This is a genomic window from Rhizobium sp. 01L419, assembly GCF_056400025.1.
This window is the reverse complement of sequence record NZ_JBFTSM010000011.1, coordinates 23,899-50,272: the sequence shown is the minus strand read 5'-3', so window position 1 is coordinate 50,272 and position 26,374 is coordinate 23,899. Positions and strand designations below refer to the sequence as shown.

Sequence of the window (26,374 nt, the reverse complement as noted above, 5' to 3'; positions counted from 1 at the left end):
TGTCCTGGAAGGGTCAGATCGTGGCGATAACGGGAAGATCGCTCTCACCCGGTTGCGTTGTTACAAGCCAGTTGATCTCGCGAAGAAGCCTGTCGCGCTCTTCACGCGGGAAATGATGGAAATCGAGATGTTCAAGGAATTTCAGCCCCTCCAATGCCAGATAGGCGAGAAGCGCGCCGCGCGGTGATGGCGATGTGGCCTCGATGCGGGAAATGGTGCGCGCCTGATTGCCCTGCATCTTGGCGCGCAGCCCCGCATCCAGCGCAAGCGCGGCACTGAGGTTCAGTGCAACCGACTTGAACTCCTCTGGCGGCGGGGCAGCGGCGGCAAGAATACGTCCACGGATTGCCTTGTCCTGAAGACCGGCGATCTGCTCCTCGATCCCGGCGTGATGGGCATTGTCACGTTCAAACGCACGGTCCACGACGGCTTCGACCAGAGCCTGCTTGGACTTGTGGTCGTACAGCACACTCGCCTTGTTGATACCCGCCTCCTTGGCGACGGCATCAACCGTCAAGTTGGCCGCCCCATCTCGGCCAACAACCCGTTCAGCCGCATCGAGAACCCCCTGTTGATCAATAATCCGTTTCCTGCCCATCGACCCCCTCCAATTATTTCCAACCAGATGGTTATAAATAATTGACGTAGGCGATGTCAAGCCGAAGCTAGAAGGCACTCGAAACATTCAGAGCTGCAGCAGTTGCCTCTCTGCGAGTGGTCTCGAACATTGTGCCTTCGTTTCCCTAGATGGTAGGGATCAAGTATCGATGGTGATCGATTTGAGGGCGGTAAAAGGTGGATGTCGGCCGCCCCAATTCAGCGGATTTCCCACATTCCGGCCGTTTTGGGCGCGTTTCGCCCGAATTCGATGGACAGTTTGTAGCTGATCACCTTTGCCGATCCCTCGTGGCGAGCAGGCTCCGGACGCGCTGACCGCGGATGTCGTCTCAATTTTATCCGTCGAGGCGATGATTGGTAGATGCCTTGCTACGCGAAGCCTTATTTTCCAGCATTTGCGCCTCAGAAGGGCGCTGGCGCGCATTCGGCGCTTGGGATAACCAGAGCCCCTGTAGGGCCATCAATTGCGCTCCGCGGACTCGCATTCATTCATAAAACACGCATGCAAATGGCCCTTTCCTCACCCATCCTTATCCGTAAACGCCATCAAATGGTCCGAAAAATCGATGGCTCAGCAGCGAAGGTCTATCCCGGTCCCCTCGCCAAAAAACCGATTGACTACGCCGCTTTTCGACCGACGAATCCTCGGAATAACCTAGGGATGGATCATCGGGTGCACCATCAGACCTTCCATTTCGGTTCGCCATGCCCATCTCAATTTGAAACGGCATGGATATGCGTCTGGTGGGCGATTTGCTGCTTCTCGCGGATGAGATCCAGGAAGGCGCGCTCATTCAGGTTTTCGGCATCAAGCCCGTCCCAGTCGAGCGCCGTCTGCATCAGCGCCATATCCATCAGGCGCGCGAGATCCATGAGCTGCAATGATGAAGCACTGTCTCTTGCTGCTGAAATGAGGCGGAAGAGCCGCAGGAATCCCACTGGCTCATTGCTGTCAATCACATCAGGAATCGCGTCGGCCATCGCCTTAATTTGCCTCCAAGCTTGGCAAAGGTTCGAGATCGAGCAGGCCCGCCTGCATCGCTCCCGAAACGGAATATTGAATCGGATCTCGCCCGAGCCAAAACGCTAACACACCCCAAGAGTTGCGTAAATAACTCAATTATCGGGATTTAGACCTAAAAATTTCTGCCATTTCCTTAACTTATTTGATCTCTTGAGGCGGGACGGAACACCTCTGCGGTAGTATTGCAGACTATTCTGTGATCAAAATCGGCGTTTGCGATTGTTAAACTGCGACTTCTCAGCGCCGATAAGCTGCCATTCTTCAGCAATTGCCCGTAATCCCCGATAAAGTATATTGTTGCGCCTCCACTAATACGCGAGCCGGTCGTGAACAAACCCTTCCCTCCTCTTCCGTTCGGCAGCGAACGCGCCGATCTGGATAAATCCCCACTTGAGATCAGGGGCCTGCTTTCGCAGCCGATCTGGCGCGAGCTCAGAACCTTTCTGGCGGTCGCCAAAAGCCCCTCCTTTGCTCAGGCCGCGGAACTGCTCGGCACCAGTGCGCCGACCGTCAGCCGCGATGTGAAGCGACTCCAGGACCAGATCGGCTCGCAACTCGTTATCTCGACCTTTTCCGGCGTCACACTCACGGAAACCGGCCGCAAGCTCGCCATCCAGGTCGCAGAGCTCGATTTCCAGCTGTTTGCCCTTTCCAACGACCTGAAGGATGAGATGGACGCCGTCACCGGGCGGGTCGCCGTCAGCGTGACCTCCGGACTTGCCGTCGCCATCGTCGCTCCTGCGGTGCCCCGGCTGAACGACAGCTATCCGCGCCTCAATCTCGACATCCGGGAACAGGTGTCGCTCGTCAATTTCGAGAAGAACCAGGCCGACCTGATGATCTCGCTGTCTCCGATCTCAAGAGCAGATGTCGATTGCGTCGAGATCGGCACTCTTCATCTCATTCCGGTTGCCAGCCGTGACTATCTGAAGAAATCCGGCGTTCCGCAGCGGCAATTCGTTTCCCAGCATGTCTATGTGCAGTGCAACTACTATGCCTCCGAACGCGAAATCTGGGACGGCTGGCGCGGCCTTGTCGAAGCCGGCCACCAGACCCACAACTGCGAGAACTCGCTCGCCTACTACGCCCTCGTTCGTAACGGCGCCGGCGTCGGGCTGCTCGGCAACTATGTCCTGGCCGATCCCGAGCTGGTGCCGCTTGAGCTTGGGGTTCATGTCGCCCTGCCGATCTATCTGATTTCTGTTGCCAATCGCCGGCAATCGAGACCGGTTGCCGCCGTCTATGACTGGATCGTCGATATTTTCAGGACCAACCCGTCATTCGGTACGGGATTGACCTTCCCGTCGGGGCGGCACGAGCAGGAAGAAAGCCTGCGCAAGATGCTTGAAACTATCGCCCCTCCGCCGCCTTCACAATTTGGCTGAGTTCTTCCGAGATAGAAAGATAGGCATTCGCGACATCCTCGAGGAAGCCGGCGAGCTCGATCGGCTGGACCGCCGGATCGTTGACGAGACGACGCACCATTTCGGTGTGCAGTTTCGTGCGGGTCAGGATTTCCTCCTGCAGCGCCCCCGTTACGGATCTGTCACCCTTATTCCTCAAACCTGTCATGATCATGCCGTCTCAAACGAACTCGGCGCGTCCCACTGACCTTCGATGCGCAACAGCAATGCACTGCTGCTTTCCATGGTAATCGGGTCAGACGAGGCGGGGATCCTGCCGACCACGGTCAGATAAGGCTCCGGATGGCCGGCGATCTCCACGGGAGGGCTGTCGACGATCTCCAGGTCGAACAAAATGGTCCACAAGCGCGCGAGGCGTTGCTCGGCCTGGGTCAGAACCTTCGTGTAGCCCTTGCGCGCCACGTGATCGAAAGTCATCTGAATGCAACGCTTAACCGTAAAAGGGTGTCGGTACTTTTCGCGGAAGCAGGTTCGTTCATACTTGGCAAAGTCGGCAAACCAGCGGATGCGAAGAGAACCAACCGGCTCTTCGCCATCATAAAAGACGAAATGCGTGGCCTGGTGATCATTGCCATCGAAGATGAAGGAGGGCGAGATACCGTGCTCATGGACAAAGCAGATGCTTCTGAGGATCATCGCATCCCGGACATGGTCCGGGGTCGTTGCCACTTGGCATCGAAGATTGGGATATTTGTTCACCATCGGTCGGCCTCGTTGTCTGTGCAACCCACTTCAACTCCAGAACGTCTGCGAAGCGAAGGACGAAGATTTCAGGGGGGATTTCAAAAATGACGGGCCCTGCCAATCCGATGGCAACCATCATCGCTCTCTGCGCCGAAGGGGCGCGCCGGTTTGGCGACGACCCGCGGGCCATTACCAGCTTCGTTGAAAATGAAATCGCTCGTCTGTCGGAGACAGAACAGCGACAGCTCAAAGAACAACTGACGCTATTGACCGATAGAGGTGGATCTCAAAAGCCGATCATGTAAAGACAACTCCCAAGAGTTTGCATTTACGGAAGTATTCTTAAGGATAGGCATGAAAGATCAGGAACTGAATTTGGCAATCGGCCAAAGACTACGCTCCGTGCGCGCCGCGCGCGGCGTCACCCAAAGCGAACTGGCCGCGCATATCGGCGTCGCGTTTCAGCAGATTCAGAAATACGAGAATGGCACAAACCGCCTCTCCGTCGCCGTCATGCTTCGGTTGTGCAGCTTCATGAAGGTGGATGCCAGTTGGTTCGTCAATGGCGTCGAAACTGCGGCGGAGGCTGGTGCCGAGGACGAGGCAGGCTATCTTGCCAAGAAAATCGGGCGCATTTCCGATGAGACGATCCGGCGCAACCTGACGATGCTGATCCACTCCCTGGCCGTCGCCGATGGAGCGAACTGACGCGTCAAACAGCCGAAGAGACGGCGATCCGCCTAGCTTCGGCTCAGCGCTGACTGACCTGACGAGGCGAAAGTCAGTCGCGCAAAATGTGCAGCGGATTTGCGATAACGACACGCGGAAAACAAAGGCTTGAAGCGGGGCAAAGCGAACTTGAAAGATCGCGCCAGTATTTAGGCCTGTTCTGAGCGGCCTCGCAGCAAGCTGCGAGGCCTAAAGGTCATGGAGAACCTTAGGCAGCGTTCGGATAACGCGCGGCATACCAGGTCCTGAACAGGCGGTACTGGTTTTCGAGGTGGCGGCGCTGCGAACCGCTGAGCTTGTCGGTCTCGTTGAAATGCAGCGAGTATTCCTTCTCGCCGTTCAGCACCATCAGATACTTGTAGTGCAAAACGAGGTCCGGACCTTCGTCATAGGTCGACAGAACCGTCAGCGCTTCTTCGAGTTCGCGTGCGGCGCCGCGGGCAGCCGCATCACCCTTGGCGGCCTTTTCGCAGAGCGAGACGAGATGCAGGACTTCCTTCGGCAGCGCATTGCCGATGCCGGTGATGGCACCGCCTGCACCGCAATTGACGAAGCCATGATAGACACCGGTATCGACTCCAACCATCAGCGTCAGCGCATCATCGCCCGACGTGATGTTTTCAGCAGCGTAGGTCATATCGTTCTTACCGCCGAATTCCTTGAAGCCGACGAGGTTGGCAAAGCGCGAACGCAGATCGAAGAACAGGTCAGCGCGGGTCGCAAAGCCATAATAGGGGCTGTTGTAGATGACAGCCGGGAGATCCCTTGCAGCTTCGAGGATCGCCGAGAAATGATCGCGCTGGGCCGAAGCCGACGAGCCGCGCGACAGGACGCGTGGGATGACCATCAGGCCCTTGGCGCCGACGGCAGCAGCATGGGCGGCATGGGCAACGGCCGACTTTGTGTTGACGGCGCCGGTGCCGACGATGACGGGAACGCCCGCTTCGACGAGGCGCTTGACGCCCTCCTGGCGCTGCTCGTCCGTCAAAAGCGGCCAGTCGCCCATCGAACCGCAATAGACGACGGCGGACATGCCGAGGTCGATCAGCTCCTTGCCTTTACGGGCAAGCGCGTCGAAGTCAGGGGTACGATCGTCCTTGCACGGCGTCATGAGCGCCGGGATGCAGCCTTGGAATACGGAACCAGTCATCGCCAATCTCTCTTTATTTGGAAAAATCCCCGAACGGCAGGGTTGATGAGGCATTTACCATCCTGCCGACTTCTTGTCGACAAGAAAAATACAGACGACAGCTTTCCTTCGAAGCCACGCAATGCACCGCTGCGATAGTGCGAGCCTGTATGAGGCTGCTAGAGCGCCAACCTGGCGTTCTGGCGGGAGTCGGCGGTAATGTAGGAGCGGATTTGGCCGACGATCTGATCAGCGTGGGCAGATGCCAGGCTATCAGCGAGTGCCACGTCACGATTGATGATCGCCTGGATCATCTCTTCATGCTCGCCGACATATTGCCGTGGCAGCACATCGTTGAAGGAAGAATAGTACAGCCTCAGAATGCGGCGGCCTTCATCCAGAAGGCGGGTGAAAAGTTCGACGTAATAGCGGTTCTGGCCGGCCTGGGCGATCGCGATATGAAAATCTCGGTTGGTCGAAATCATGCCGAGCACATCGCGGTTGGTGACGGCAACCTCGAAGGCTTTCTGCCGAACGCGGATGGCGGCGATATCGCCTTCAGCATGATTGGCAGCCGCAAGCCGCGTCGTGACGCGATACATCAGCGTCAACGCATCGAAAAATTCGGGCAGGCCGAGGAAATCGATGTTCGAGACGATCGTCGCCCGGTTGGTAAGCGTCGTAATCAGCCCTTCGGCGGCGAGCCGTACGAGCGCTTCGCGGATCGGCGTCCGCGACAACGCAAACCGATCGGACAATTGTTGCTCATCGATCGGGCTGCCCGGCGGCAGCTTCAGCTCGATGATCTCGTTTCTAAGCGTCTCGTAGACCGTCGATACGCCAGAGCCGCGCCGATGCGTCTGCAGTTTTTCGCTCTCGTCCACGCGTCCATTGTCCTTCAAGCAGCCGAGTCTACATCTCGTTACTAGCGAATCCGCAAAAGGACTTCAAACTGAATATACTTTCTGTCGGCAGGTGGAATTTTGAGTGTTGATGCTTGCGGCCAGACAATCACGCCTCACTCCTGCTTTCCCGGCTTGCCGACACGCAGAGCGTCACTCAATTCCATCCGGGCCGTGCCGATCAGCTGCTCCATCGCAAAGCGCGCCGCGTCGGGGCGGCGCATGCGGATGGCGTCGAGTACATCCTGATGCCGGCCGATCGCATAGTCGTGGCTCTGGCTTGCCCGGTTGGTCAGGCGAAAGCTTGCGAGCAGGGCGGCGCGGATGGCGGTGGCGAACTGGCGGAACACCCAGTTGCCGCTGGCATTGATGATGGCGGTGTGGAATTCGAGATCCGCCTGGCTCCAGGCTTCGTTGTCGCGGGCGTTCGCCGCCACCATGTCCTCGAAGGCTTCGGCGATCTGCGCAAGCTGCTTTGCCGTAGCATTGGCGGCCGCTTGCGCGGCAGCGGCTGGCTCCAGGAGCTGGCGGGCATCGAGGAGCGAATCGTAGAAACCGCGGTCGTCACTGAATTCGAGCGTCGCATCGAGAACCATCGGATCGAGATAATTCCAGTTCTCACGCGGCAGCACACTGGTGCCGGCGCGCGTGCGGGAGCGGATCATCCCGAGCGCCGACAGATATTGCATAGCCTCCCGAAGACTGGTGCGGCTGACACCATAGACTTCGGAAAGCTCGGCCTCGTTCGGAAGCAGCGAGCCTTCGGCAATGTCGCCGGACACGATCTGTCCGATGAGCTTCTTCAACAGCTCCTCGCGCACAGTGCGCCGCCCCTGTTCGGGCTTCGCCACCGCGCTTCCTATTCGCAGGAGTCCCGATCGAGTGCTCATAACGTCTCCCGTTCCACTGGCCTTGCTGTCACCATGAGCAGCGCCATGCTTTCTCATCAATGGACAACCGCGGGCTCAGCGAGCTTCTCCCAAGAAAACTGATCGTCACGCGCGACTGCCGCGCCCGGCGGCCGACGAGCGCATATTGTCGAGCAGGACGGCGATCAGAAGAATAAGACCGCGCACCACATATTGATAGAAGGCCTGGATGTTGAGCAGGTTCATGACGTTTTCGGCAATGCCCATGATGAGCACGCCGACGATCACGCCGGTCATCGCAGCACGCCCGCCGGCAAGCGACACGCCGCCGAGCACGCAGGCCGAGATGACGGACAGCTCCAGGCCGGTCGCCGCATTCGGCTGGCCCGACGTGATGCGCGAGGCAAGCAGAATGCCGGCGATGGCGCAGACGAGGCCCTGCAGCGCGAAGATCCAGATGCGCATGGTGACGACGTTGACGCCGGCAAGACGCGATGCCTCCGGATTGCCGCCTATTGCCAGCGTATTCTTGCCGAAGACGGTGCGGTTCAGCACGAAGCCGAAGACGATGAAGAGCAGAGCCATGATCCAGATCGGCGTCGGCACCGTCAGAAAACGCGACAGCGCCAGCTGATAGAAGGCCGGATCATTGATGCCGACGGCGCGGCCATCCGAGGCGATCAGCGCCAAGCCGCGGACGATCTGCATCGTCGCGAGCGTGGTGATCAGCGCGTTGATGCGGAAGCGGGCGATGACCACGCCGTTGACGGCGCCGACGAGGCCGCCGCAGACGAGAGCCGCGAGCAGCCCGAGGGGAATGGAGCCGGTCGAATTCGACACCATGACGGCGATCATGCCCGAGAAGGCAACGGTCGAGCCGACGGAAAGGTCGAAGTCGCGCGATGCGAGGCAGAACATCATCGTGCAGGCGACGATGCCGATTGTCACCACGGACTGTAAGAGACCCAGCATGTTGCGTTCAGTCAGGAAGCTCGGCACGGTCAGCGAGACGATCACGAAGGCGATCGCGAAGATCACCACCAGACCCTGTTCGCCAAGAAGGATTTTTTTCAACGCGTTCATGAATGCTGTTCCTGAATTAGATTGTGCCGGCGGCGTTCCTGTCGGGCAGCGCCGCGGTCAGAATGCTGCGTTCGTCGAAATCGGCGCGCGCCACATCGGCAGCGACGCGGCCCTGGCACATGATCATGATGCGATCGGAAATGCCCATGACCTCGGGAAGCTCACTGGAGATGACGACGATCGCCATGCCGCCCGCCGCCAGCTCATAGAGGATTTCATAGATCTCCGACTTGGCGCCGACATCGATACCGCGCGTCGGCTCGTCGATGACCAGCACCTTGACGCCCTGCTCCGACAGCCAGCGGCCGAGAATGACCTTCTGCTGGTTGCCGCCGGAGAGATTGATGATGTCCTGCTTGCGCGAGGGCGTGCGCACCCTGAGCTTGGCGATGAACTGATCGGCGACGGTGGCTTCCTTCTTCGGGTTCAGCACGCCGAAGGGCGAGAAATGCCGGCGCGAGGAGATTGCGATATTCTCCTCGATCGACCGGCCCTGGATGATGCCGTCGAGCTTGCGGTCCTCGGGGCAGAGCACCATGCCGGCATTGATCGCCGCCTTCGGATTATTGGGAGAAACGGCAACGCCGTCGATCGCAACAGTGCCTCGATGGCGGTGGTCGGCGCCGTAGAGCAGCCGCGCCATCTCGCTTCGCCCGGCACCGATCAGGCCGAAGAAGCCGAGGATTTCGCCCCTGCGGACGGAGAAGCTGATTGGATTGCGCAGCCTAGACCCGGAGAGGGTCTTGACCTCAAGGCGCATGTCGCCGAGTGGCCGCTCGCGCCAGCCCCAGATATTGCTGATCTCGCGCCCGACCATTTCGGCGATGATCTGTTCGCGCGTCGTCTCGGCGACCTTGGGATGATGAGCGGCAAGTTTGCCGTCGCGCAACACCGTCAGGCTGTCGCAGAGACGGAAGATCTCGTCGAGGCGATGGGAGACGTAAAGAATGACCGTGCCTTTTGCCTTCAACCTGCCGATCAGCGAGAAGAGGATTTCGCTTTCGCGCGAGGACAAGGACGAGGTCGGCTCGTCGAGCGCGATGACCCGGGCGTCGAGCATAACGGCCTTGGCGATCTCCACCATCTGACGGGCGCCGATCGAAAGCGTAGACACTTTTACCGAGGGATCGACGTCGATACCAATCTCGTCAAGCTTGGCACGAACGGTCTCGATCAGCGTCTTGCCGTTGATAACGCCTGCCTTGCCGGGAAAGCGCCCGAGCCAGAGGTTTTCGGCAACGGTCAGTTTCGGAACGAGCTGCAGCTCCTGATGGATGACGATGACGCCGGCATGGAATGCATCGCGGACAGAGCTGTATTTCTGCTCGACGCCGTCGATGAGAATGCTGCCTTCATCGGCTGACTGATCGCCAGAGAGCACGCGGATCAGGGTGGATTTGCCGGCGCCGTTCTCTCCCATCAGCCCGTGCACGGCGCCCTTTTCGACGCCGAAGGAGACGTTCGACAGCGCCTGGACGCCCGGATAGCCCTTGGAAATGGTCTTGAATTCGAGGAAAGCCATCATCGCTCCGTCGAGAATGAACCCGGCGGCCTCAAATGCCGCCGGGATGAAGTCATCATGGGAGGATGATTATTCGATGCCGAGGTCCTTGCGAACCTTTTCATAGTCGCCGCGCAGCGCCAGCGAACCCGACGTCAGCGTCACCTTTGCCGGCTCCTTGCCGTTGGCGATCCAGTCATACATGTTGAGCGCGGTTTCATAACCGTGACGCTTCGGCGAGATGATGACCGTGCCGAAAAAGCCGGTCGCAGAAGGCTTCTTGAACTCGTTGATTGCCGATTCCGCACCGCCGATGCCCACGCCGATCATGTTGTCGGCGGGAATCCCGACCGATTCCGAGGCGCGCACGGCACCGAGCACGGCTTCGTCGTTGAGGCCAAAGGCAATCCAGTTTTTCACGTCGGCGTGCTTGTTGAGAACGGTCGTGGCGGCGTTGAGCGCTGCTTCCGTATCGGTTTTTGCCTGCGGTGCGTCATAGATGTTTTCGGCCGGGAAACCGGCAGCTTTCAGCACCGAGATCGCGCCTTCGACGCGGTCCACAGCAGTCGGCAGCTGGTCGTAGGAGACGCGGATCGCGCCGACAGTCTTCAGATCCCAGCCGCGCTTCTTGATTTCGTCGATAATTGCCTGGCCGACGCCCTCGCCGATCTTCGTGGCGGAAATACCCATGTGCGGCACGTCTTCCAGCGGCTTGCCTTCGGCGTCGACCAGACGGTCGTCGACCGTCATCAGCTTCAGCTGGTTGGCAGCGGCCTTGGCGACGATGCCGGGACCGAGCTTGACGTCCGGCGTGCAGATGATGAAGCCCTGAGCGCCCTGCGCCCCGAGATTATCGATCGCCGACTGGACCTTCTCGCCGTCTTCGGCGCCGATCTTGACGACGGTGAAACCCCTTTCCTTGGCGGCCTGGTCGGCGAACTTCCATTCGTCCTGGAACCACGGCTCTTCCGGCTGCTTGACGATGAAACCGATCTTGACATCCTCCGCCAAGACGGAGCCGGCAGCTAGAACGGCAAAGGCGCCAGCGAGGATGGCTGCTTTGAAGAAGCGCATAATCTCTCTCCCTAAAATCTCGATCTGCCGCTCACTCGGCAGCAGTCATTGAATAAAAAGAAACATCATACCAGTCAAGATTTGTGTATGATTATTTACGTGATTCAGTGGGTGAAAAGTCTAGTGAATTCAAGCCGGCGCGGATTAACGCGACGGAATCAGCCCAACCAGAACCCAGACGCCGCCGGGATTGGCAAAATAAATCCTATATATATTGACATTCAATCGACCGATAATAGGGTGCCGCCACAGTCCGGATCAGCTTCGATCCGTGGGAAGGTATTGCTTCATGGCCATCACCGATTTGCAGGACGGTGCACTTTTGGCCCGTGTTTCTAGGCCATATCCCGATCACAAGAGAACGAGCATAAAGAGGAGCCAGATGATGCCAAACCGCCTTTCCGGAAAACGGGTCTTCATCACCGGGGCAGCGCAAGGGATCGGACAGGCGATCGCCGAAGCTTTTGCGGCCGAGGATGCCCGCCTCTTCCTCGTCGACCGCGATGAGAAGCTACTCGAAGAGACAGCCACTGCACTCGCATCGAAGGGCACGCAACTTGGCTATCAGGCGGCCGACATCACCGATGCTTCGGTTATAAAGGCGGCCGTTGCAAAGGCGGAAGAGAAGATCGGCAGCATCAATGCTCTCGTCAACAATGCCGGCGTCAACGTTTTTGCCGAACCCTTGCAGACGACAGACGAAGAGTGGCAGCGCTGCTTCGACATCAATCTCAAGGGCGCCTGGCACTGCTGCCGTTCGGTTCTGCCTCAGATGATTTCAGGAGGCGGCGGGGTGATCCTCAACATCGCCTCGACGCACGCCTTCACCATCATTCCCCACACCTTCCCCTACCCGCTCGCCAAACATGCGCTGCTCGGCATGACCAAGTCTCTCGGCATCGAATATGCGCCGCAAAACGTGCGGGTGAATGCGATTGCGCCCGGCTACGTCTCGACCCAGAAGGTCATCGATTACTGGAACAGCTTCCCCGATCCGGAAAAGGCCAAGGCCGAAACGATGAAGCTGCATCCGGGCGGGCGGATCGCCACGCCGCAGGAAATCGCCATGGCCGCGGTGTTCATGATCTCTGACGAGTGCACCTTCATGAATGCCACCTGCCTGACGATCGACGGTGGCTTGAGCGTCATGCAGCATCAATAACAGCGGGTCTTTTCTCCTCTCTCCAGGGCCTCAGAGTGCGGGCGCTCACAGCCATTGTCTAGTTTTTGCGCAGCAGCATTACTTGACACAATTTTGGGCGATCCATAGAGTTTTATCCATCTGGTAAAAAAGAGGGGAACTCATGAAAAATCAGATCACTATCTCCCGTCGTACGGTGCTCGCCTCCGGCATGGCACTCGGCGCGACCGCCTTTGCACCGAAGCTCTGGGCGCAGGAAAAACTTAAAGTTGCCGGCATCCATGCCTCGCCGGTGGAAAATGCCTGGAATTCCTGTCTGCACAAAGCGCTGCAGGATGCTGCTTCCGAAGGCGTGATCGACTATGTCTTCTCCGAAGGCGTTTCGGGCACCGACTATCCGCGCGCCATGCGCGAATATGCCGAGCAGGGCTCCGCTCTGATCGTCGGCGAAGCCTATGCCGTCGAGCGTGAAGCCCGACAGGTTGCCGCCGACTATCCGAAAACCGCTTTCATGCTGGGTTCGAGCGGCGAAGCATCGGGCGACAATTTCGGCGTCTTCGGCACCTGGAACCATGACGGCGCCTATCTCGCCGGCATGCTGGCCGGCAAGATGACGAAGTCAGGCATCGTCGGTTCGGTCGGCGCGCTGCCGATCCCTGAGGTCAATATGCTGATGAATGCCTTTGCGGCCGGCGTGAAGGAAGTCCGCCCGGATGCCAAACATCTGGTCGCCTTCATCGGCACCTTCTTCGACCCGCCGAAGGCGCGCGAAGCGGGCCTCGCCCAGATCGATGCCGGCGCCGACATCCTGTTCGGCGAACGTATCGGCACGGCGGATGCCGCCAAGGAGCGCGGCATCAAGTCCGTCGGCTCGCTGATCGATTATACGCCGCGTTATCCGGACACCGTTTTTGCCAACGCCATCTGGGGCTTCCGTCCGATCCTCAATGCCGCGATCGCCGATGTGAAAGCCGGCAAGCCGACCGGCAACAACTACACGCGCTTCGGCCTGATGAAGGAAGGCGGCAGCGATATCGTCTACGTCAAGGGCGTCGCACCGGCAGAAGCCGAAGCGGCGATGGAAGCCAAGCGCGCCGCCATCAAGTCCGGAGCCTTCGAAGTGCCTATCATGCCCGAGGAGCCTAAATAAGCCGGCAGTCACATGGACGGGACTGATGCAGGCAAGGGTTCGATACCGGGCGGCGACGCGATAGCGCTCGCCGCCCGGATCGGGACCGGTGCACTTAGCTGTGCCGAGGCGATGGAGCAGGCGATTTCAGCTGCCAGAGCCAACGCGGCGCTTGGTGCCCTCTGTCATCTCGACGAAGCGCTGGGCATGGCGAATGCCACAGCGCTCGACCACGAATTCAACGACAATCCCGAGGCTTTTTTCATCAGGCGCTTTGCCGGCGTGCCGACGCTCGCCAAGGATCTCGGCGGTCCGTTCAAGGGGCTTGCCGTTCGTGCCGGCTCGCGGCTTTTCGACGGACTGCTCGATGCGTCAGCCGATTCCGATCTGGCGGCGCGCTTCCGGCAGGCCGGTTTCAGCCTGTTCGGCCTCACCACCAGTCCGGAAGTGGGCCTCTCCCTTGCGAGCGAGCCGGCCCGCGGGCCGGTCTGCCGCAATCCGCTCGATCCCTCCCGCACGGCGGGCGGATCTTCCGGCGGTGCGGCTGCCGCCGTCGCAGCCGGTATCGTCGCGATTGCCCATGCAACGGATGCCGGCGGCTCGATCCGCGTTCCGGCTGCCTGTTGCGGGCTCGTCGGCCTGAAAGCCAGTCGCGGCGCCATTCCCGGCGGTCCGGGTTTCGGCAATCATCTCGGCGGCATCGCCAGCGAGCTTGCAGTCTGTCGTTCCATTCGCGATGCAGGCGCGATCTTTGACGTCCTGCGCGGAAAATCCGCCGGTCCCTATGCGGAACCGGCTCTCGACAAAAGCGAAAAGACCTGCCTGCGCATCGGCCTTTTGACAGAGACCGGCAGCGATTTCCCGACCGACGCGTCACGGCAGGAAGCCATCGAAGCCGCAGCCCGCAGCCTCGAGGAAGACGGGCATGAGATCATCACCGTCGACTGGCAGCGGCTTGCGGCGAGCGTTACTGCCAGTGCCGCCATTTTTTCAGATATCATTTCGATCAATCTGGCATGGCTCGTTGAAAGCCTGCATCTCGACCTTTCGAAGGCAGAGCCGCTGACGGCCGCCTTTGCTGCGCGTGGGAAAGCACTTGCGCCAACCGCGCTCTGGCAGAGCCTCAGCTCTATGCCGCATGTCAGCCATGACCTCTGGCGGCTGTTTGACGGCATCGACTGCCTGCTCACACCGATGCTGGCGACAGCACCGCCGCCGATCGGCTTCTTTCCGACCGATCATCAGGACACGGCGCTGCATCTGAACCGCATGGCGCGCTTTGCGCCGCTCGCCTGCCTTGCCAATATATCCGGCTTTCCGGCGCTGACCCTGCCCTACGGACACGATGCAGGCGGAATGCCGCTTCCCCTTCAGCTACTGGCGCCGATGGGCGGTGAACCGATGTTGCTTGCGCTTGCCTCGCGGCTGGAAGCGGAGCAACGTTGGATCCATCCCCATGCCATTGCGGGACTTGTCCCATGATATCAGCTCCGGTGCTTCAGCTTGCCGGCATCAGTAAGCGCTTTGGCGCCATCCAGGCCAATGAGGATATTTCGCTAAGCCTCGCCAAGGGCGAGGTGCTGGCGCTGCTCGGCGAAAACGGCGCCGGCAAGACGACATTGATGAGCATCCTCTTCGGCCATTATGTGCCGGATACCGGAACGATCCATATCGAGGGCAAGGAATTGCCGGCCGGCCGCCCGCGAGCGGCGATCCGCGCCGGCATCGGCATGGTGCACCAGCATTTCTCTCTGGCGCCGAACCTGACGGTGATCGAAAACGTCATGACGGGAACGGAAAAGCTCTGGTCCTGGAAGTCTGAGAAAACCGCTGGCCGCGCCAAGCTTCTCTCCATCGCCACCCGCTTCGGCCTCGACGTCAATCCCGATGCCAGGCTCGGCGATCTCTCGGTCGGCGAACAGCAGCGGGTCGAAATCCTCAAGGCGCTCTATAACGACGCCCGTATCCTGATCCTCGACGAGCCGACGGCGGTGCTCACCAATATCGAGGCGGAACGCCTCTTCCGGACGCTTCGGGAAATGGCCCGGCAGGGACTGTCGCTGATCTTTATCTCGCACAAGCTGGACGAGGTGATCAGCGCAGCTGACCGCGTCGTCGTGCTGCGCGGCGGAAAGGTCGTCGCCGAACGGCTGACTGGCGAGACCAGCAAGTCCGAACTTGCCGAACTCATGGTCGGTAGGCGGGTGACACGCCCGGTGCGCGAGGCGTCAACGCCAGGTGCCGTCGTCTTCGAAGCCGCCGGCGTCACTGTTTACGACGGCGGCCAGGAGCGGCTGACGGATATCAGCTTGCGGCTCCATGCCGGCGAAACGCTCGGCATCATCGGCGTCTCCGGCAACGGCCAGGCGACGCTTAGCCATCTCGTCAGCGGACTTGCCGGCTGGAGCAGCGGCGATATCCTTCTGTTCGGACAGCCGGTCACCGAGATCGGCGTCGAAAGCCTGATTGATGCCGGCATCGGCCGTATCCCCGAAGATCGTAACAAGGAAGGCGCGATCGGCGAACTCGCCGTCTGGGAAAATGCCGTGCTGGAGCGCATTGCCGCTCCGCGCTTTTCCCGTCACGGGCTGGTCGACCGCAAGGCCGGCATGGCCTTCGCCCAGGAGATCATCGCGGAATTCGATATCCGCGGCGGCGGACCGGCGACACGCACGCGACTGCTGTCGGGCGGCAACATGCAGAAGCTCATCCTCGGCCGCAACCTGCATGACAGGCCGAAGATTCTGATTGCGGCGCAGCCGACGCGCGGGCTCGACGAGGGCGCCGTCGCCGCCGTCCACGCGAGGATATTGCAGGCACGCAAGGAGGGTACCGCCGTGCTTCTGATTTCGGAGGATCTGGACGAGGTGATCGGCCTTGCCGATCGTATCCAGGCCATCGTCAAAGGGCGTCTGTCGCCGCCGATCGATGCCGAGACTGCCGATCCCAGAAAACTTGGCCTGATGATGTCAGGCGAATGGACGTCCGAGGCCCAGAATGCGTCTTGAACGCCGCGATCACCGCCCGCTCTATCTGGTCGTGGGGGCACCTGTTGCTGCCGTCATCGCAGCGCTTGCTATTGCCGGTATCCTGATCGCGCTTGCCGGCGCGCCCGTCTTCGAGGCCTATTGGCGTATCCTCACCGGCGCCTTCGGCACGCGGCTCTCGGCAACGGAGACGCTGACGCGGGCCACACCCCTGATGCTGACCGGCCTTGCGGCAGCCGTCGCCTTCCGCGCCCGGCTCTGGAATATCGGTGCCGAAGGCCAGTTCTATCTTGGCGCCATTGCGGTTGCGGCACTCGGCTCCAAATTGCTGGCGGGACTGCCCGCAATTCTTCTCATCCCCACCTTGCTGATAGCGGGAGCCATCGCCGGCATGGTGCTGATCCTCGTGCCGCTCTGGCTGCGGCTGCGATTTTCCGTCGATGAGGTGGTGACCAGCCTGCTTTTGAATTTCGTCGCCCTGCTCTTCGTTTCCATGCTGATCGACGGCGTGTTGAAGGATCCGCTCGCCTTCGGCTGGCCGCAATCCACGCCGGTCAGCGATCATGCGCTGTTGCCGAAGCTGGTAGCGCGCTCGCGGCTGCATGTCGGCTTCGTCATCGCCATCGTCATCGCGCTTGCCGTGCATCTCCTGCAGTCGCGAACGGTCTTCGGCCTGCGCTCGCGCGCAGCCGGCCTCAATCCAGCCGGCGCCGTCTTTGCCGGCGTGCCGCTCGGCATGACGCTGGTGAAGGTTGCCTGCCTTTCCGGCGGGCTCGCCGGACTTGCCGGTGCAATCGAGGTGATGGGTGTGAAGGGCTATGTGACGACCGATCTGTCGCCCGGCTTCGGCTATTCCGGCATCATCGTCGCCATGCTCGCCAACCTGCACCCGATCGGCGTGATCTTCGCCGCCCTCTTCACCGCTACGATGTTCGTCGGCGCCGACGGAATGAGCCGGGCACTCGGCATACCGACCTATATCGCCGACGTGACGGTGGCCGTCTCGCTGCTCACCATGCTTATTGCCCTGTTCTTCACCCAATACAGGATCCGCAGATGATGGCTCTCATCGACATTGTCTCATCCGCGGGCCTCTGGGCCGCCGTGCTGCGCATCGCGACCCCGCTGATCTTCGGCACGCTCGGCGCGCTGCTCTGCGAAAGGGCGGGCGTGCTCAATCTCGGCATCGAAGGCATCATGACCTTTGGGGCAATGATCGGCTGGCTTGCGGTCTTCCACGGCGCCGATCTCTGGACCGGCCTTGTGGTCGCGGCCTTCGCCGGTGCGGTCTTCGGTCTGCTGCATGCGCTTCTGACGGTGACGCTCGGCTTGTCACAACATGTCACCGGCCTCGGCATCACGCTCTTTGCCTCCAGCCTCAGCTATTTCATCTTCCGCCTGGTCGTGCCGCTTGCCGGCACGCCACCGACGATCGTGCCCTTCCAGCCGCTCGACATCCCGCTTCTCTCCGGCCTGCCCTTCCTTGGCTCGGCCCTCTTTGCACAGACGGCGCCGACTTATCTGGCGATCTTCCTGGCGCTTGCGATGGGCTATCTGATCTTTCGAACCCCACTTGGGCTGACGATCCGCATGACGGGCGAAAACCCGCATGCAGCAGAAGCGCAGGGCATCGACCCGATCCGGATCCGCTATGGCGCAATCATTGCCGGCAGCGCCTTGATGGCGGTCGGCGGCGCCTTCCTGACGCTCGCAGCCTTCAACAGCTTCTTCCCGACCATGGTCCAGGGACGCGGCTGGATTTCCATCGCACTCGTCGTCTTCGCCTCCTGGCGACCGGGCCGGGCCCTCTTCGGCGCCCTGCTCTTTGCCTTCTTCGATGCCTTTCAGCTGAGACTGCAGACGGTGCTTGGAGGGGTCGTGCCCTATCAGCTTTTCCTGATGACGCCCTATCTCCTGTCGATTGCAGCCCTTGCCGTGATGGCGCGGCGTGCCCGCGTACCGCAGGCGCTCATGCAGCCCTATCGCCGCGGCGAGCGCTGATCGCCATGTCCAGAAACCTCAACAGACCGGTGCCGCCATGTTTGACCTGATCATCAAAAACGCAAATCTTCCCGACGGCCGCAGCGGCATCGATATCGCCATAGAAAAAGGCAGGATCGCCGACGTCGCTTTCAGGATCGAGGCCGAGGCCGGCGAGGAGATCGATGCGAGCGGCCGCCTTGTCAGCCCGCCCTTCGTCGATCCGCATTTTCATATGGATGCAACGCTCTCGCTTGGCCTGCCGCGCATGAACCGCTCCGGCACGCTGCTTGAAGGGATTGCGCTCTGGGGTGAACTGCGGCCGGCCCTGACGCGCGAAGCCTTGGTGGAGCGGGCGTTGCGCTATTGCGACCTCGCCGTTTCGCAGGGGCTTCTCGCCATCCGCAGCCATGTCGATACCAGCGATCCCAGACTGGTGACTGCTGAAGCACTGATCGAGGTGCGCGAGCGGGTAGCCCCCTATATCGACCTGCAGCTCGTCGCCTTTCCGCAGGATGGCTACTATCGTGCGCCTGAGGGCGTCGAGGCGTTGAACCGTGCGCTGGACATGGGCCTCGACATCGTCGGCGGCATTCCGCATTTCGAGCGCACCATGGCCGATGGTGCGGCGTCGGTCGCGGCTCTTTGCCGTATCGCTGCCGATCGTGGCCTGCCCGTCGACATGCATTGCGATGAAACCGACGATCCGATGTCCCGCCATATCGAGACACTCGCCGCCGAAACGGTGCGTTTCGGCCTGCAGGGCCGGGTCGCCGGCTCGCACCTGACCTCCATGCATTCGATGGACAATTATTACGTCTCCAAGCTCATTCCGCTGATGGCGGAGGCTCAAATCAACGTCATCCCCAATCCATTGATCAACATCATGCTGCAGGGCCGGCACGACACCTATCCGAAGCGGCGCGGCATGACGCGGGTGCGCGAACTAATGGAAGCCGGCCTCAACGTCTCCTTCGGCCATGACTGCGTGATGGACCCCTGGTACTCCATGGGCTCCGGCGACATGCTGGAGGTCGGCCATATGGCGATCCATGTCGCGCAAATGGCGGGTATCGACGACAAGAAGAAGATCTTCGACGCGCTGACCGTCAACTCCGCCAAAACCATGGGGCTTGAAGGCTACGGCCTGGAAAAGGGCAGGAATGCCGATCTCGTCATCCTGCAGGCGCGCGATCCGGTGGAAGCGCTCAGGCTGAAGGCGAACCGGCTGACCGTCATCCGCCGCGGCAAGGTCATCGCGCGTTCGGCTCCGCGGATTGCTGAACTGCATCTTGCCGGGCGCCCGGCAACGGTTGACGGGGCCGCCTATGCGCCGATCGTCCCCGGCGCCTAGACCTATTCTTGGGTGCGTGCGTTCAGCGCTCGCCCTTGACCTGGATCAGATAGGGTGGCGTCAGCCCTGAGGGCATGACGGGCAAGTGCTGGAGGATCTTCAGATTGGGATCCAGCGCCCGGCGCAGGTGATCTGCAAGTGCCGCGCAGGCCCCCTCGATATCGCCGGCCAGCAGCGCGTCATAGACACGCGTATGCTCAGCGATCATTGTCGAAATTTCCTCTTCGGTGCGGAAATTGGCGAAGGTCGAGTGCGTAGCGATGAGCACGCGCTGGCTGCGGCGCACGGCCGAAAGAAGCACGGTGTTGGGACAGGGCGCGAGGGAGTCGAGATGCAGGTCGGCTTCGGCCCGCTCAAGCTTTTCCGGCACCTGCGGATAGGGGCCGAGAGACTTCAGCCTCTGCCGCCGCTCCTCAAGGGCTGCCTTATCCAGAGCGGCATAAGCCTGGCGCAGGGCTTCCGGCTCCAGCAGGCGGCGCATGTCGTAGTGGTAGCGGAACACCTTGGCGCTGAGCGGGCCGGCATACCAGCGGTTATTGCTGTCCTGCTCGATGATGCCGCTGCGCTCCAGCTGCGTCAGCACCTCATGGGCGATGGTGCGGCTGACGTCGTAGTGCTGGGCAAGTGCTGTCTCGTTCAACAGGAAACGGCCATAGGCAAGACAGACGGCAACGGCATGTTCGACTTCCGGATAGATCTGCTCCCGGCGGTTGATGACGGGCACAGTGACCGAACGTGGCAGATCGAGACCCGCGGCAAAAAGGTCGCCGCGCTGCGGCTCGCCGCCCGGCACGATATAACCGCGCCCTTGGAAGGTCTGGATCAGGCCTTCCGACAGAAGCCGCGCCAGCGCGATACCGGCCGGGATGCGGCTGACATTGAAGGCACGCGCGATATTCGCCTGACCGAGAATGAGGCCGGGCGCGAGCGCGCCCCGCTCCAGATGATCGCGAAGAACCTGGTAGATCGTCAGATAGATAGGTTCGGACCGCACAGCCGTGGCGGCGGTTTCAGCCTCCACTCCGCTCGCCATCGTCATGTCTGTCCCAAAGGCTCTTTGCCCATTCCCCTATGCGCCCGATCAGCTTGCGGGCGGTCTTGCCTGCGCGATCCATGATGAAGAAACCATGGATGGTTCCCTGCCATTCCTCGTAACAGACGTCATTTCCGGCGGCAATCAAGCGCTGTGCATAAGCGCGGCCCTCGTCGCGCAGCGGATCGTGGTCAGCGGTGATCAGCAGGGTTGGTGCCAGGCGCGAAAGATCACTGGCGAGTAGCGGCGAGACGCGAGGGTCGGAGGGTAGCATGCCGCCCGAAAGATAATGTTCCGCAAACCAGATCATCGTCGACTGTTGGAGGGAAAAACCGCTTGCGAATTTCTGGCGGCTTCCAGTCACGCCGGAGAGATCGGTAGCCGGATAAATCAAAACCTGCCCGGCAAGCGGGATGGCGAGATCGCGCGCCCGGATCGCCAGCGATGCGCAAAGGCTGGCGCCGGCGCTGTCGCCAGCGAGGATCACTTTGCCTGCATCGAGAGCAAGCGCTCCGCCATTTCCCTGAAGCCAGAGAAGTGCCGCCTCGGAGTCCTCGCAGGCCGCGGGAAACGGCGCTTCCGGCGCCTTGCGGTATTCGACAGACAGCACATTGGCATGGGCGGCATTGGCGAGCGTGCGAACCGGCCCGTCATGGGTCTCGATGCTGCCGACCATCCAGCCGCCGCCATGGAAGAACAGGATGGTCCACGCGGTGCCGGCCACACGGTAGAGCCGCGCCTTCAGCCTGATGTCGCCGCTTGTAATCTCCAGATCCTCAATGCCGGAGACCACATCCTTCGCGCCCCAATGAAGGGCAAGCCGGGTTTCGGAATCGGCGCGCGCCTGTTGCGGCGTGAGCGTTTCCATCGCCGGCCCGCCCAGCGCATCCTGCTCCTCCAGCAGGGTCCTATATTCCGGCAGAAGCCTCGATCGGTCGACACGCGACCGGTTCTCTTGCCGCTCCATTAACTCCTCCTCGCCGATTGCCCGGCGTGATGGAAAGGGAAGATGACAAGAAAGTCAATAATCGAATATTGCATGCGATATTCGATCGTGTTAGCGATTGGACATGGCAATGCTGGAAGAGGACCGGACTTGCCCAAAACGGGAGGATGTCATGACAATTCGCAGTTTCATTGCTGCAGGCCTTGCATGCTCCGTGGCAGTCGCGCCGCTCAGCGCTTTCGCCTCGGACAACAAGATCGCCCTGGTTCCGGGCGGTCCACACCCCTATTTCGCGCCCTGGGAACAGGCTGTCGCCGATGCCGCCAAGGATTTCGGCATCGCTGCAGTCGAATACAAAGTGCCGAGCGAATGGAAGCTGGAGGCGCAGACCGAGCTTCTGGAAAGCCTTGCGGCACAGGGCACCAATGGCTTCGGCGTATTTCCGGGTGACGCAGTCGGCGTCAACGCCATTTTGTCGGAAATGAAGAGCAACGGCATTCCCTCGGTGGCACTTGGCGGCTGCGCGCAGGATCCGACCGATGTCGGTCTTTGCCTGGCGACCGATGTTTCGCAGTCGGCCTATCTCGGTACCAAGGCGCTGATCGAGGCCATGGGTGGCAAGGGCACGATCGTTCATCTGGCGGGCCTGCTGGTCGACCCGAACACGACGCTGCGCGTCAAGGCGGTCGAGAAGGCTGTCGGCGAGACGAATGGTGCCGTCACCCTGTTGCAGACGGTCGGTGATACCGACAGCCAAGAACAGGGCGACCAGAAGATCAATGCCCTGCTTGCCGCGCAGAAGGACAAGATCAACGGGTTGATCGCCACCGGCTATATCTCCTCGGTGGTGGCCGCGACCGCGCTCAAGAACCTTGGCGACAAGAAGATCAAGCTTGTCGGCATCGACGATGACAAGATCATTCTTGATGGCATCCGCGACGGTTTCGTCGCCGGCACCATGGCGCAGAACCCCTATGGCCAGGCTTATATCGGCGCCTATGTACTCGACCAGATGGCCGCAGGCTGCAGCGTGAAGGCGGACGCCCCGTGGATCGCCACACCGCAGACGGCGCATTTTGTCGATTCCGGCACGCTGCTGATCTCAGAAAAGAACGTCGCCAGCTACAAGGACGATCTGAAGGCGCTGACGAAGAAGCTGCAGGGAAGTTTCAAGGACACCTACCTCTCCTGCAAGTAACGAGAGCGGCGCGGGTCGAATCCGCCCCGCGCCTAATTACTCCTGTTCCACGAGACCGGTCATCCCAGCGCATGGCACCCATCGACAATGATAGCCCCGTCCCCGATGCAGGCAGACACAGTCTGCTCGGATTGCTGACCAGGGGGCCGGCGCAGCTTGGCCTGTTGATCATCCTCCTGATCCTGTGGGCCGTCTTCACCAGCCTGGCGCCGGGCTTTCTGTCGCGCTTCAACTTGAATTCCATGGGACGCTCGGTCGCGATCGATGTCGTCGTCGGTTTCGCGCAGATGGTGGTGCTGGTGACCGGCGGCATGAACCTTTCCGTTGGCGCGATCGGCGTCTGCTCCGTCATGGCTGCGGGCTACCTGATGCAGACGGCAGGCCTTCCCATTCCGATTGCGATCATCCTGACGCTTGCCTTCGGCGGCCTTCTCGGCGCGCTGAACGGGCTCGCGATCGTCAAGACCGGCGTCAACAGCTTCATCGTCACGCTCGCCAGCGCCAGCCTGTTTTCCGGCGGCATGCTGATCTTCACCAAGGGCGTGCCACTGAACGGTTTGCCGGCGAGTTTCGGCGCTTTCGGCCGCAGCAGCATCGGTCCGGTGCCGTCGCTGGCGGTCGTCGCACTTTTGATCGGCGCCCTGCTCTACATCCTCTTCAAGCATACTGTGCTCGGCCGGCAGATCCTGGCCGTCGGCGCCAATGCGCGCACGGCGGAAATGTCGGGCATCCCCGTTGGACGGATTACCATCTTCGTACATGTGCTCTCGGGAATGCTTTCCGCGGCGGCAGCCTTGATGCTGACGTCACGACTGTCAGCGGCCATGCCAGGCGTTGCCGGCGACGACTGGCTGCTGCCCTCTTTCCTTGCCCCGGTCATCGGCGGCACCGCGCTTGCCGGCGGAATGGTGTCGGTGGTTGGTACGATCCTCGGGGCAATGCTGGTCGCAACCATCCGGAGCGGCCTGCTGGTGCTGCAGGTCGGGAATTTCTGGCTGCAGCTCTTCCTCGGCATCTTCCTGCTCTCGGCGATCCTTTTCGAGCGCTACCGGACGAAGCTCGCAATCCGCGAACAGACGAGGCGCGCATGAAGACGCTGATTTCCCTTGCCGCAAGGACACAATGGTCCGGCATCCTGGTCGGCGTCATCGCCGGCGGCATCGCGCTCGCCTTCGCCTCCCCCGCCTTCATGACGGAATTCAACTGGTTCGTCATGCTGCGCAGCATCTGCGTATCGCTGCTCGTCGCCTTCAGCCAGATGGTCATGCTGGGCGTCGGCCAGATGAACCTTTCCGTCGGGGCCCTCGGCGGGCTTGTCGCGGTCGTGACCGGTGGGCTGATGGATGTCTGGGGTCTGCCGGCCATCGTTGCTATCATTGTCGGCATCGCCTTCGGCGGCCTTGCCGGTTTTATCAATGGCTGGCTGACGGTGCGAACCGGCATCAATGGTTTCATCGTCACACTCGCGACCGGCTCGGCCTTTGCCGGCATCAATCTCGGCATTACCAAGGCCATCCCCTTCTACAATCTCTCGCCGGCCTTCGTCGCCTTCGGCAACGGACGCCTCGGCCCCTTCCCGCTGCTGCTCATTGTGCCGCTGGTGGTGACCGTGCTGCTCATCATCTTCTTTGCCCGCACGGTCGAGGGACGCTACATGCTGGCGGTCGGCGGCAATGCCCATGCGGCGGAACTCTCGGGCATTTCCGTTGCCCGCGCCACGATCATGGCGCATGTGCTTTCCGGCCTGCTGGCCGCAGCCGCCGGTGTGCTCGCCGTCGCCCAGCTCGGCTCGGCGCAGCCGACGATCGGGGCTGACTGGGTGGTGATTTCCTTTGCGGCGCCGATCATCGGCGGTGCAAGCTTGGCCGGCGGCTCGATCTCTATTGTCGGCACCCTCATCGCTGTGTTGCTGGTGGGGTTGATCCAGAATGCCATGGTGCTGCTGGCGGTCGATCCTTACTGGGTCACCTTCCTGCTTGGCGCGCTGATCCTTGCCGCCGTCTGGGTCAATCGCTACCGCGCGGTCCGGGTCGGGGAGGATTGAGATGGCACTCGTTCTCGACCGGATCGGCAAGTCGTTCCCCGGTGTCAGGGCGCTCAACAGTGCCTCTCTGGTCCTCAATGGCGGCGAGATCCATGCGCTGATGGGCGAAAACGGCGCCGGCAAATCGACGCTAATCAAGATCATCACCGGCGTTCACCGGCCCGACAGCGGGACGGTCACGCTAGACGATTCGCCGCTGTCGCTTGCCTCGCCGCGCGATGCGATCGCGCTTGGCATTTCAGCGGTACATCAGGAGCGCAACCTCATTCCGCGTTTCTCGGTTGCCGAGAACATTCTCCTGGAGGGTCTACCGGTTCGAAACGGCCTCGTCGATTTTCGCCGCGCTAACGATGAGGCGCGCCAACACCTTCGCAAGGTCGGGCTCGATGTCGATCCGGCAACCGAAGTGCGGCGCCTTAGTGTCGCCCAGATGCAGATGGTGGAGATTGCCAAGGCGCTGAGCCACCAGGCCAAGCTTCTGCTGCTCGACGAGCCGACCGCATCGATCACCGATGCCGAGACCGAAATCCTCTTCAGGCTCGTGCGGCAACTGCGCGATCAGGGAGCGGCGATCCTCTTCGTCAGCCACAAGCTTGAAGAGGTCTTGAGCCTTTGCGACCGGGTCACGGTTCTGCGCGACGGCGAAACGACGCTGCGTGGCGCGCCGATGGCCGGCATGACACGGCAGACGCTGATCGAGGCGATGATCGGCCGCGCGGAGCGGCCGGTGATTGCCCGCTCCGGAAAGCCGCAGGAAGACGCGCCAAAGCTTGAATTGCGCAATGTCGCAACGGCTGCCGGCCACGGCGATATCTCGTTTTCGCTTCGCCGCGGTGAAATCCTCGGCCTCTACGGCCTCGTCGGTGCCGGCCGCACCGAGCTGATCCGCGCTATTATCGGCAAGGACAAACTTAAGTCAGGCACAGTCCTGATCGACGGCAAGCCGGTGCGCATCCGCTCGGTCGAAGAGGCGATCAAGCGCTTCCGTATGGGCTATGTCAGCGAGGACCGGAAACACGAGGGCGTCATCCTCGCCCATCCCATCCGTTCGAATATCGCGATGACGGTCTGGGGCAGGATCGCTTCGACCTTCGGCCTGATCGGCGCCGGCCAGGAGCGCAAGACCGCCGCACCGCTTGCCCGGCAGCTGGAAATCCGCACGCCCAATCTGGAACAGCTCGTCGGCAATCTCTCAGGCGGCAACCAGCAGAAGGTGTCGCTCGCCAAGTGGCTCGCCGCCGATGTCGATATCCTCTTCATCGACGAGCCGACCGTCGGCATCGATATCAAGGCGAAGGCCTATATCCACGAGCTGATCAACGGGCTTGCCGACAAGGGCATGGCGATCCTGCTGATCTCGAGCGACATGCCGGAAATGGTGGCGCTCGCCGACCGCATCCTTGTCATGCACGATTTCAGGATCGTCCACGAATATGAAAACGACCGCAAATATGAGACGGCAAGCCGCGCCATCATGTCGGCAATCCACGCGGCCGAACCCGCTCAAACCTGCACGGCACGCTAG

At 61.1% G+C, this 26,374-nt stretch carries 26 protein-coding genes; 14 read left to right on the top strand and 12 right to left on the bottom strand.

Annotated elements, in window-relative coordinates; genetic code table 11:
- Positions 1-13 precede the first annotated feature (13 nt).
- Both AC1DUP_RS21435 and AC1DUP_RS21430 read right to left on the bottom strand, forming a co-directional pair.
- Positions 14-598, bottom strand: a complete 585-nt coding sequence (locus AC1DUP_RS21435; protein WP_113310477.1) for a TetR/AcrR family transcriptional regulator — start codon at positions 596-598, stop codon at positions 14-16.
- A gap of 734 nt (positions 599-1,332) precedes the next feature.
- Positions 1,333-1,599, bottom strand: coding sequence for a hypothetical protein (locus tag AC1DUP_RS21430; RefSeq protein WP_113297372.1), 267 nt, complete (start codon positions 1,597-1,599; stop codon positions 1,333-1,335).
- Positions 1,600-1,968: 369 nt separating this feature from the next.
- Between AC1DUP_RS21430 and AC1DUP_RS21425 the strand changes: the two genes are divergently transcribed.
- Positions 1,969-3,027: a LysR family transcriptional regulator gene (locus AC1DUP_RS21425; RefSeq protein ID WP_113334926.1), complete on the top strand. Its 1,059-nt coding sequence runs from the start codon at positions 1,969-1,971 to the stop codon at positions 3,025-3,027.
- Here AC1DUP_RS21425 and AC1DUP_RS21420 read toward each other — a convergent pair.
- Together AC1DUP_RS21420 and AC1DUP_RS21415 are read right to left on the bottom strand one after the other, a co-directional pair.
- A complete protein-coding gene (locus AC1DUP_RS21420) occupies positions 2,993-3,220 on the bottom strand; it encodes a hypothetical protein (protein WP_477834261.1) in 228 nt (75 codons plus the stop codon). The genes AC1DUP_RS21425 and AC1DUP_RS21420 overlap by 35 nt on opposite strands.
- Positions 3,217-3,768: a hypothetical protein gene (locus AC1DUP_RS21415; protein ID WP_113310479.1), complete on the bottom strand. Its 552-nt coding sequence runs from the start codon at positions 3,766-3,768 to the stop codon at positions 3,217-3,219. The genes AC1DUP_RS21420 and AC1DUP_RS21415 overlap by 4 nt, the downstream gene beginning before the upstream one ends.
- A gap of 86 nt (positions 3,769-3,854) precedes the next feature.
- On the opposite strand from AC1DUP_RS21415, the gene AC1DUP_RS21410 reads away from it, so the two are divergent.
- Both AC1DUP_RS21410 and AC1DUP_RS21405 read left to right on the top strand, forming a co-directional pair.
- On the top strand, positions 3,855-4,055 hold the full coding sequence (locus tag AC1DUP_RS21410; protein WP_113297369.1) for a hypothetical protein: 201 nt from the start codon (positions 3,855-3,857) through the stop codon (positions 4,053-4,055).
- 97 nt (positions 4,056-4,152) lie between these two features.
- Positions 4,153-4,458 carry a helix-turn-helix domain-containing protein gene (locus AC1DUP_RS21405; protein ID WP_477834258.1) on the top strand — a complete coding sequence of 102 codons (306 nt, stop codon included), beginning with the start codon at positions 4,153-4,155 and terminating at the stop codon, positions 4,456-4,458.
- Positions 4,459-4,687: 229 nt separating this feature from the next.
- Here the strand turns inward: AC1DUP_RS21405 and AC1DUP_RS21400 are convergent, their stop codons facing one another.
- The 6 genes from AC1DUP_RS21400 to AC1DUP_RS21375 all read right to left on the bottom strand — a co-directional run bounded on the left by AC1DUP_RS21400 (position 4,688) and on the right by AC1DUP_RS21375 (position 11,037).
- The gene (locus AC1DUP_RS21400; protein ID WP_113297367.1) at positions 4,688-5,629 is read right to left on the bottom strand and encodes a dihydrodipicolinate synthase family protein; all 942 of its coding nucleotides are present in this window, start codon (positions 5,627-5,629) and stop codon (positions 4,688-4,690) included.
- 158 nt (positions 5,630-5,787) lie between these two features.
- Complete coding sequence (locus AC1DUP_RS21395) at positions 5,788-6,492, bottom strand: GntR family transcriptional regulator (RefSeq protein WP_113297433.1); 705 nt, start codon at positions 6,490-6,492, stop codon at positions 5,788-5,790.
- 134 nt (positions 6,493-6,626) lie between these two features.
- Complete coding sequence (locus AC1DUP_RS21390) at positions 6,627-7,400, bottom strand: FadR/GntR family transcriptional regulator (RefSeq protein WP_113310480.1); 774 nt, start codon at positions 7,398-7,400, stop codon at positions 6,627-6,629.
- A gap of 105 nt (positions 7,401-7,505) precedes the next feature.
- Complete coding sequence (gene araH / locus AC1DUP_RS21385; RefSeq protein WP_477834255.1) at positions 7,506-8,462, bottom strand: L-arabinose ABC transporter permease AraH; 957 nt, start codon at positions 8,460-8,462, stop codon at positions 7,506-7,508.
- A 16-nt stretch (positions 8,463-8,478) separates the two neighbouring features.
- Positions 8,479-9,984 (bottom strand): L-arabinose ABC transporter ATP-binding protein AraG, encoded by a 1,506-nt coding sequence (gene araG, locus AC1DUP_RS21380; protein WP_477834253.1) that lies wholly within the window; start codon positions 9,982-9,984, stop codon positions 8,479-8,481.
- Positions 9,985-10,053: 69 nt separating this feature from the next.
- Complete coding sequence (locus AC1DUP_RS21375) at positions 10,054-11,037, bottom strand: arabinose ABC transporter substrate-binding protein (protein ID WP_113310483.1); 984 nt, start codon at positions 11,035-11,037, stop codon at positions 10,054-10,056.
- Positions 11,038-11,422: 385 nt separating this feature from the next.
- Here AC1DUP_RS21375 and AC1DUP_RS21370 point away from each other — a divergent pair, with 385 nt between their 5' ends.
- The 7 genes from AC1DUP_RS21370 to AC1DUP_RS21340 all read left to right on the top strand — a co-directional run bounded on the left by AC1DUP_RS21370 (position 11,423) and on the right by AC1DUP_RS21340 (position 19,628).
- Entirely contained in the window at positions 11,423-12,199 is a 777-nt protein-coding gene (locus AC1DUP_RS21370; RefSeq protein WP_477834251.1) for an SDR family oxidoreductase, read from the top strand.
- 142 nt (positions 12,200-12,341) lie between these two features.
- Positions 12,342-13,328 carry a BMP family protein gene (locus tag AC1DUP_RS21365; protein ID WP_025668957.1) on the top strand — a complete coding sequence of 329 codons (987 nt, stop codon included), beginning with the start codon at positions 12,342-12,344 and terminating at the stop codon, positions 13,326-13,328.
- 12 nt (positions 13,329-13,340) lie between these two features.
- Positions 13,341-14,789, top strand: a complete 1,449-nt coding sequence (locus tag AC1DUP_RS21360; protein ID WP_477834248.1) for an amidase — start codon at positions 13,341-13,343, stop codon at positions 14,787-14,789.
- Positions 14,789-16,315: an ABC transporter ATP-binding protein gene (locus tag AC1DUP_RS21355; RefSeq protein ID WP_477834495.1), complete on the top strand. Its 1,527-nt coding sequence runs from the start codon at positions 14,789-14,791 to the stop codon at positions 16,313-16,315. The genes AC1DUP_RS21360 and AC1DUP_RS21355 overlap by 1 nt, the downstream gene beginning before the upstream one ends.
- The gene (locus AC1DUP_RS21350; RefSeq protein WP_113310486.1) at positions 16,305-17,354 is read left to right on the top strand and encodes an ABC transporter permease; all 1,050 of its coding nucleotides are present in this window, start codon (positions 16,305-16,307) and stop codon (positions 17,352-17,354) included. Before AC1DUP_RS21355 ends, AC1DUP_RS21350 begins: the two co-directional genes overlap by 11 nt.
- Positions 17,351-18,295, top strand: a complete 945-nt coding sequence (locus AC1DUP_RS21345; protein WP_477834246.1) for an ABC transporter permease — start codon at positions 17,351-17,353, stop codon at positions 18,293-18,295. Before AC1DUP_RS21350 ends, AC1DUP_RS21345 begins: the two co-directional genes overlap by 4 nt.
- A 37-nt stretch (positions 18,296-18,332) precedes the next feature.
- A complete protein-coding gene (locus AC1DUP_RS21340; RefSeq protein WP_113310488.1) occupies positions 18,333-19,628 on the top strand; it encodes an amidohydrolase family protein in 1,296 nt (431 codons plus the stop codon).
- 22 nt (positions 19,629-19,650) lie between these two features.
- Here the strand turns inward: AC1DUP_RS21340 and AC1DUP_RS21335 are convergent, their stop codons facing one another.
- Both AC1DUP_RS21335 and AC1DUP_RS21330 read right to left on the bottom strand, forming a co-directional pair.
- Positions 19,651-20,667 carry a GntR family transcriptional regulator gene (locus AC1DUP_RS21335; protein WP_113310489.1) on the bottom strand — a complete coding sequence of 339 codons (1,017 nt, stop codon included), beginning with the start codon at positions 20,665-20,667 and terminating at the stop codon, positions 19,651-19,653.
- Entirely contained in the window at positions 20,639-21,628 is a 990-nt protein-coding gene (locus tag AC1DUP_RS21330; RefSeq protein WP_477834243.1) for an alpha/beta hydrolase, read from the bottom strand. Before AC1DUP_RS21330 ends, AC1DUP_RS21335 begins: the two co-directional genes overlap by 29 nt.
- 151 nt (positions 21,629-21,779) lie before the next feature.
- Here AC1DUP_RS21330 and AC1DUP_RS21325 point away from each other — a divergent pair, with 151 nt between their 5' ends.
- The 4 genes from AC1DUP_RS21325 (at position 21,780) to AC1DUP_RS21310 (ending at position 26,374) form a co-directional block, all read left to right on the top strand.
- Positions 21,780-22,805: a sugar ABC transporter substrate-binding protein gene (locus tag AC1DUP_RS21325; RefSeq protein WP_113310491.1), complete on the top strand. Its 1,026-nt coding sequence runs from the start codon at positions 21,780-21,782 to the stop codon at positions 22,803-22,805.
- A 71-nt stretch (positions 22,806-22,876) separates the two neighbouring features.
- Positions 22,877-23,896: an ABC transporter permease gene (locus tag AC1DUP_RS21320; protein ID WP_113310492.1), complete on the top strand. Its 1,020-nt coding sequence runs from the start codon at positions 22,877-22,879 to the stop codon at positions 23,894-23,896.
- Positions 23,893-24,849 carry an ABC transporter permease gene (locus AC1DUP_RS21315; protein ID WP_113297352.1) on the top strand — a complete coding sequence of 319 codons (957 nt, stop codon included), beginning with the start codon at positions 23,893-23,895 and terminating at the stop codon, positions 24,847-24,849. The genes AC1DUP_RS21320 and AC1DUP_RS21315 overlap by 4 nt, the downstream gene beginning before the upstream one ends.
- A gap of 1 nt (position 24,850) precedes the next feature.
- The gene (locus AC1DUP_RS21310; protein WP_113310493.1) at positions 24,851-26,374 is read left to right on the top strand and encodes a sugar ABC transporter ATP-binding protein; all 1,524 of its coding nucleotides are present in this window, start codon (positions 24,851-24,853) and stop codon (positions 26,372-26,374) included.

What these genes read in the sequence shown, in the direction of transcription:
- AC1DUP_RS21435 (WP_113310477.1), bottom strand. Translation starts at nt 598, where the DNA reads ATGGGCAGGAAACGGATTATTGATCAACAGGGGGTTCTCGATGCGGCT.
- AC1DUP_RS21430 (WP_113297372.1), bottom strand. Translation starts at nt 1,599, where the DNA reads ATGGCCGACGCGATTCCTGATGTGATTGACAGCAATGAGCCAGTGGGA.
- AC1DUP_RS21420 (WP_477834261.1), bottom strand. Translation starts at nt 3,220, where the DNA reads ATGATCATGACAGGTTTGAGGAATAAGGGTGACAGATCCGTAACGGGG.
- AC1DUP_RS21415 (WP_113310479.1), bottom strand. Translation starts at nt 3,768, where the DNA reads ATGGTGAACAAATATCCCAATCTTCGATGCCAAGTGGCAACGACCCCG.
- AC1DUP_RS21410 (WP_113297369.1), top strand. Translation starts at nt 3,855, where the DNA reads ATGACGGGCCCTGCCAATCCGATGGCAACCATCATCGCTCTCTGCGCC.
- AC1DUP_RS21400 (WP_113297367.1), bottom strand. Translation starts at nt 5,629, where the DNA reads ATGACTGGTTCCGTATTCCAAGGCTGCATCCCGGCGCTCATGACGCCG.
- AC1DUP_RS21390 (WP_113310480.1), bottom strand. Translation starts at nt 7,400, where the DNA reads ATGAGCACTCGATCGGGACTCCTGCGAATAGGAAGCGCGGTGGCGAAG.
- araH (WP_477834255.1), bottom strand. Translation starts at nt 8,462, where the DNA reads ATGAACGCGTTGAAAAAAATCCTTCTTGGCGAACAGGGTCTGGTGGTG.
- araG (WP_477834253.1), bottom strand. Translation starts at nt 9,984, where the DNA reads ATGGCTTTCCTCGAATTCAAGACCATTTCCAAGGGCTATCCGGGCGTC.
- AC1DUP_RS21375 (WP_113310483.1), bottom strand. Translation starts at nt 11,037, where the DNA reads ATGCGCTTCTTCAAAGCAGCCATCCTCGCTGGCGCCTTTGCCGTTCTA.
- AC1DUP_RS21370 (WP_477834251.1), top strand. Translation starts at nt 11,423, where the DNA reads ATGCCAAACCGCCTTTCCGGAAAACGGGTCTTCATCACCGGGGCAGCG.
- AC1DUP_RS21365 (WP_025668957.1), top strand. Translation starts at nt 12,342, where the DNA reads ATGAAAAATCAGATCACTATCTCCCGTCGTACGGTGCTCGCCTCCGGC.
- AC1DUP_RS21360 (WP_477834248.1), top strand. Translation starts at nt 13,341, where the DNA reads ATGGACGGGACTGATGCAGGCAAGGGTTCGATACCGGGCGGCGACGCG.
- AC1DUP_RS21350 (WP_113310486.1), top strand. Translation starts at nt 16,305, where the DNA reads ATGCGTCTTGAACGCCGCGATCACCGCCCGCTCTATCTGGTCGTGGGG.
- AC1DUP_RS21345 (WP_477834246.1), top strand. Translation starts at nt 17,351, where the DNA reads ATGATGGCTCTCATCGACATTGTCTCATCCGCGGGCCTCTGGGCCGCC.
- AC1DUP_RS21340 (WP_113310488.1), top strand. Translation starts at nt 18,333, where the DNA reads ATGTTTGACCTGATCATCAAAAACGCAAATCTTCCCGACGGCCGCAGC.
- AC1DUP_RS21335 (WP_113310489.1), bottom strand. Translation starts at nt 20,667, where the DNA reads ATGACGATGGCGAGCGGAGTGGAGGCTGAAACCGCCGCCACGGCTGTG.
- AC1DUP_RS21330 (WP_477834243.1), bottom strand. Translation starts at nt 21,628, where the DNA reads ATGGAGCGGCAAGAGAACCGGTCGCGTGTCGACCGATCGAGGCTTCTG.
- AC1DUP_RS21325 (WP_113310491.1), top strand. Translation starts at nt 21,780, where the DNA reads ATGACAATTCGCAGTTTCATTGCTGCAGGCCTTGCATGCTCCGTGGCA.
- AC1DUP_RS21320 (WP_113310492.1), top strand. Translation starts at nt 22,877, where the DNA reads ATGGCACCCATCGACAATGATAGCCCCGTCCCCGATGCAGGCAGACAC.
- AC1DUP_RS21315 (WP_113297352.1), top strand. Translation starts at nt 23,893, where the DNA reads ATGAAGACGCTGATTTCCCTTGCCGCAAGGACACAATGGTCCGGCATC.
- AC1DUP_RS21310 (WP_113310493.1), top strand. Translation starts at nt 24,851, where the DNA reads ATGGCACTCGTTCTCGACCGGATCGGCAAGTCGTTCCCCGGTGTCAGG.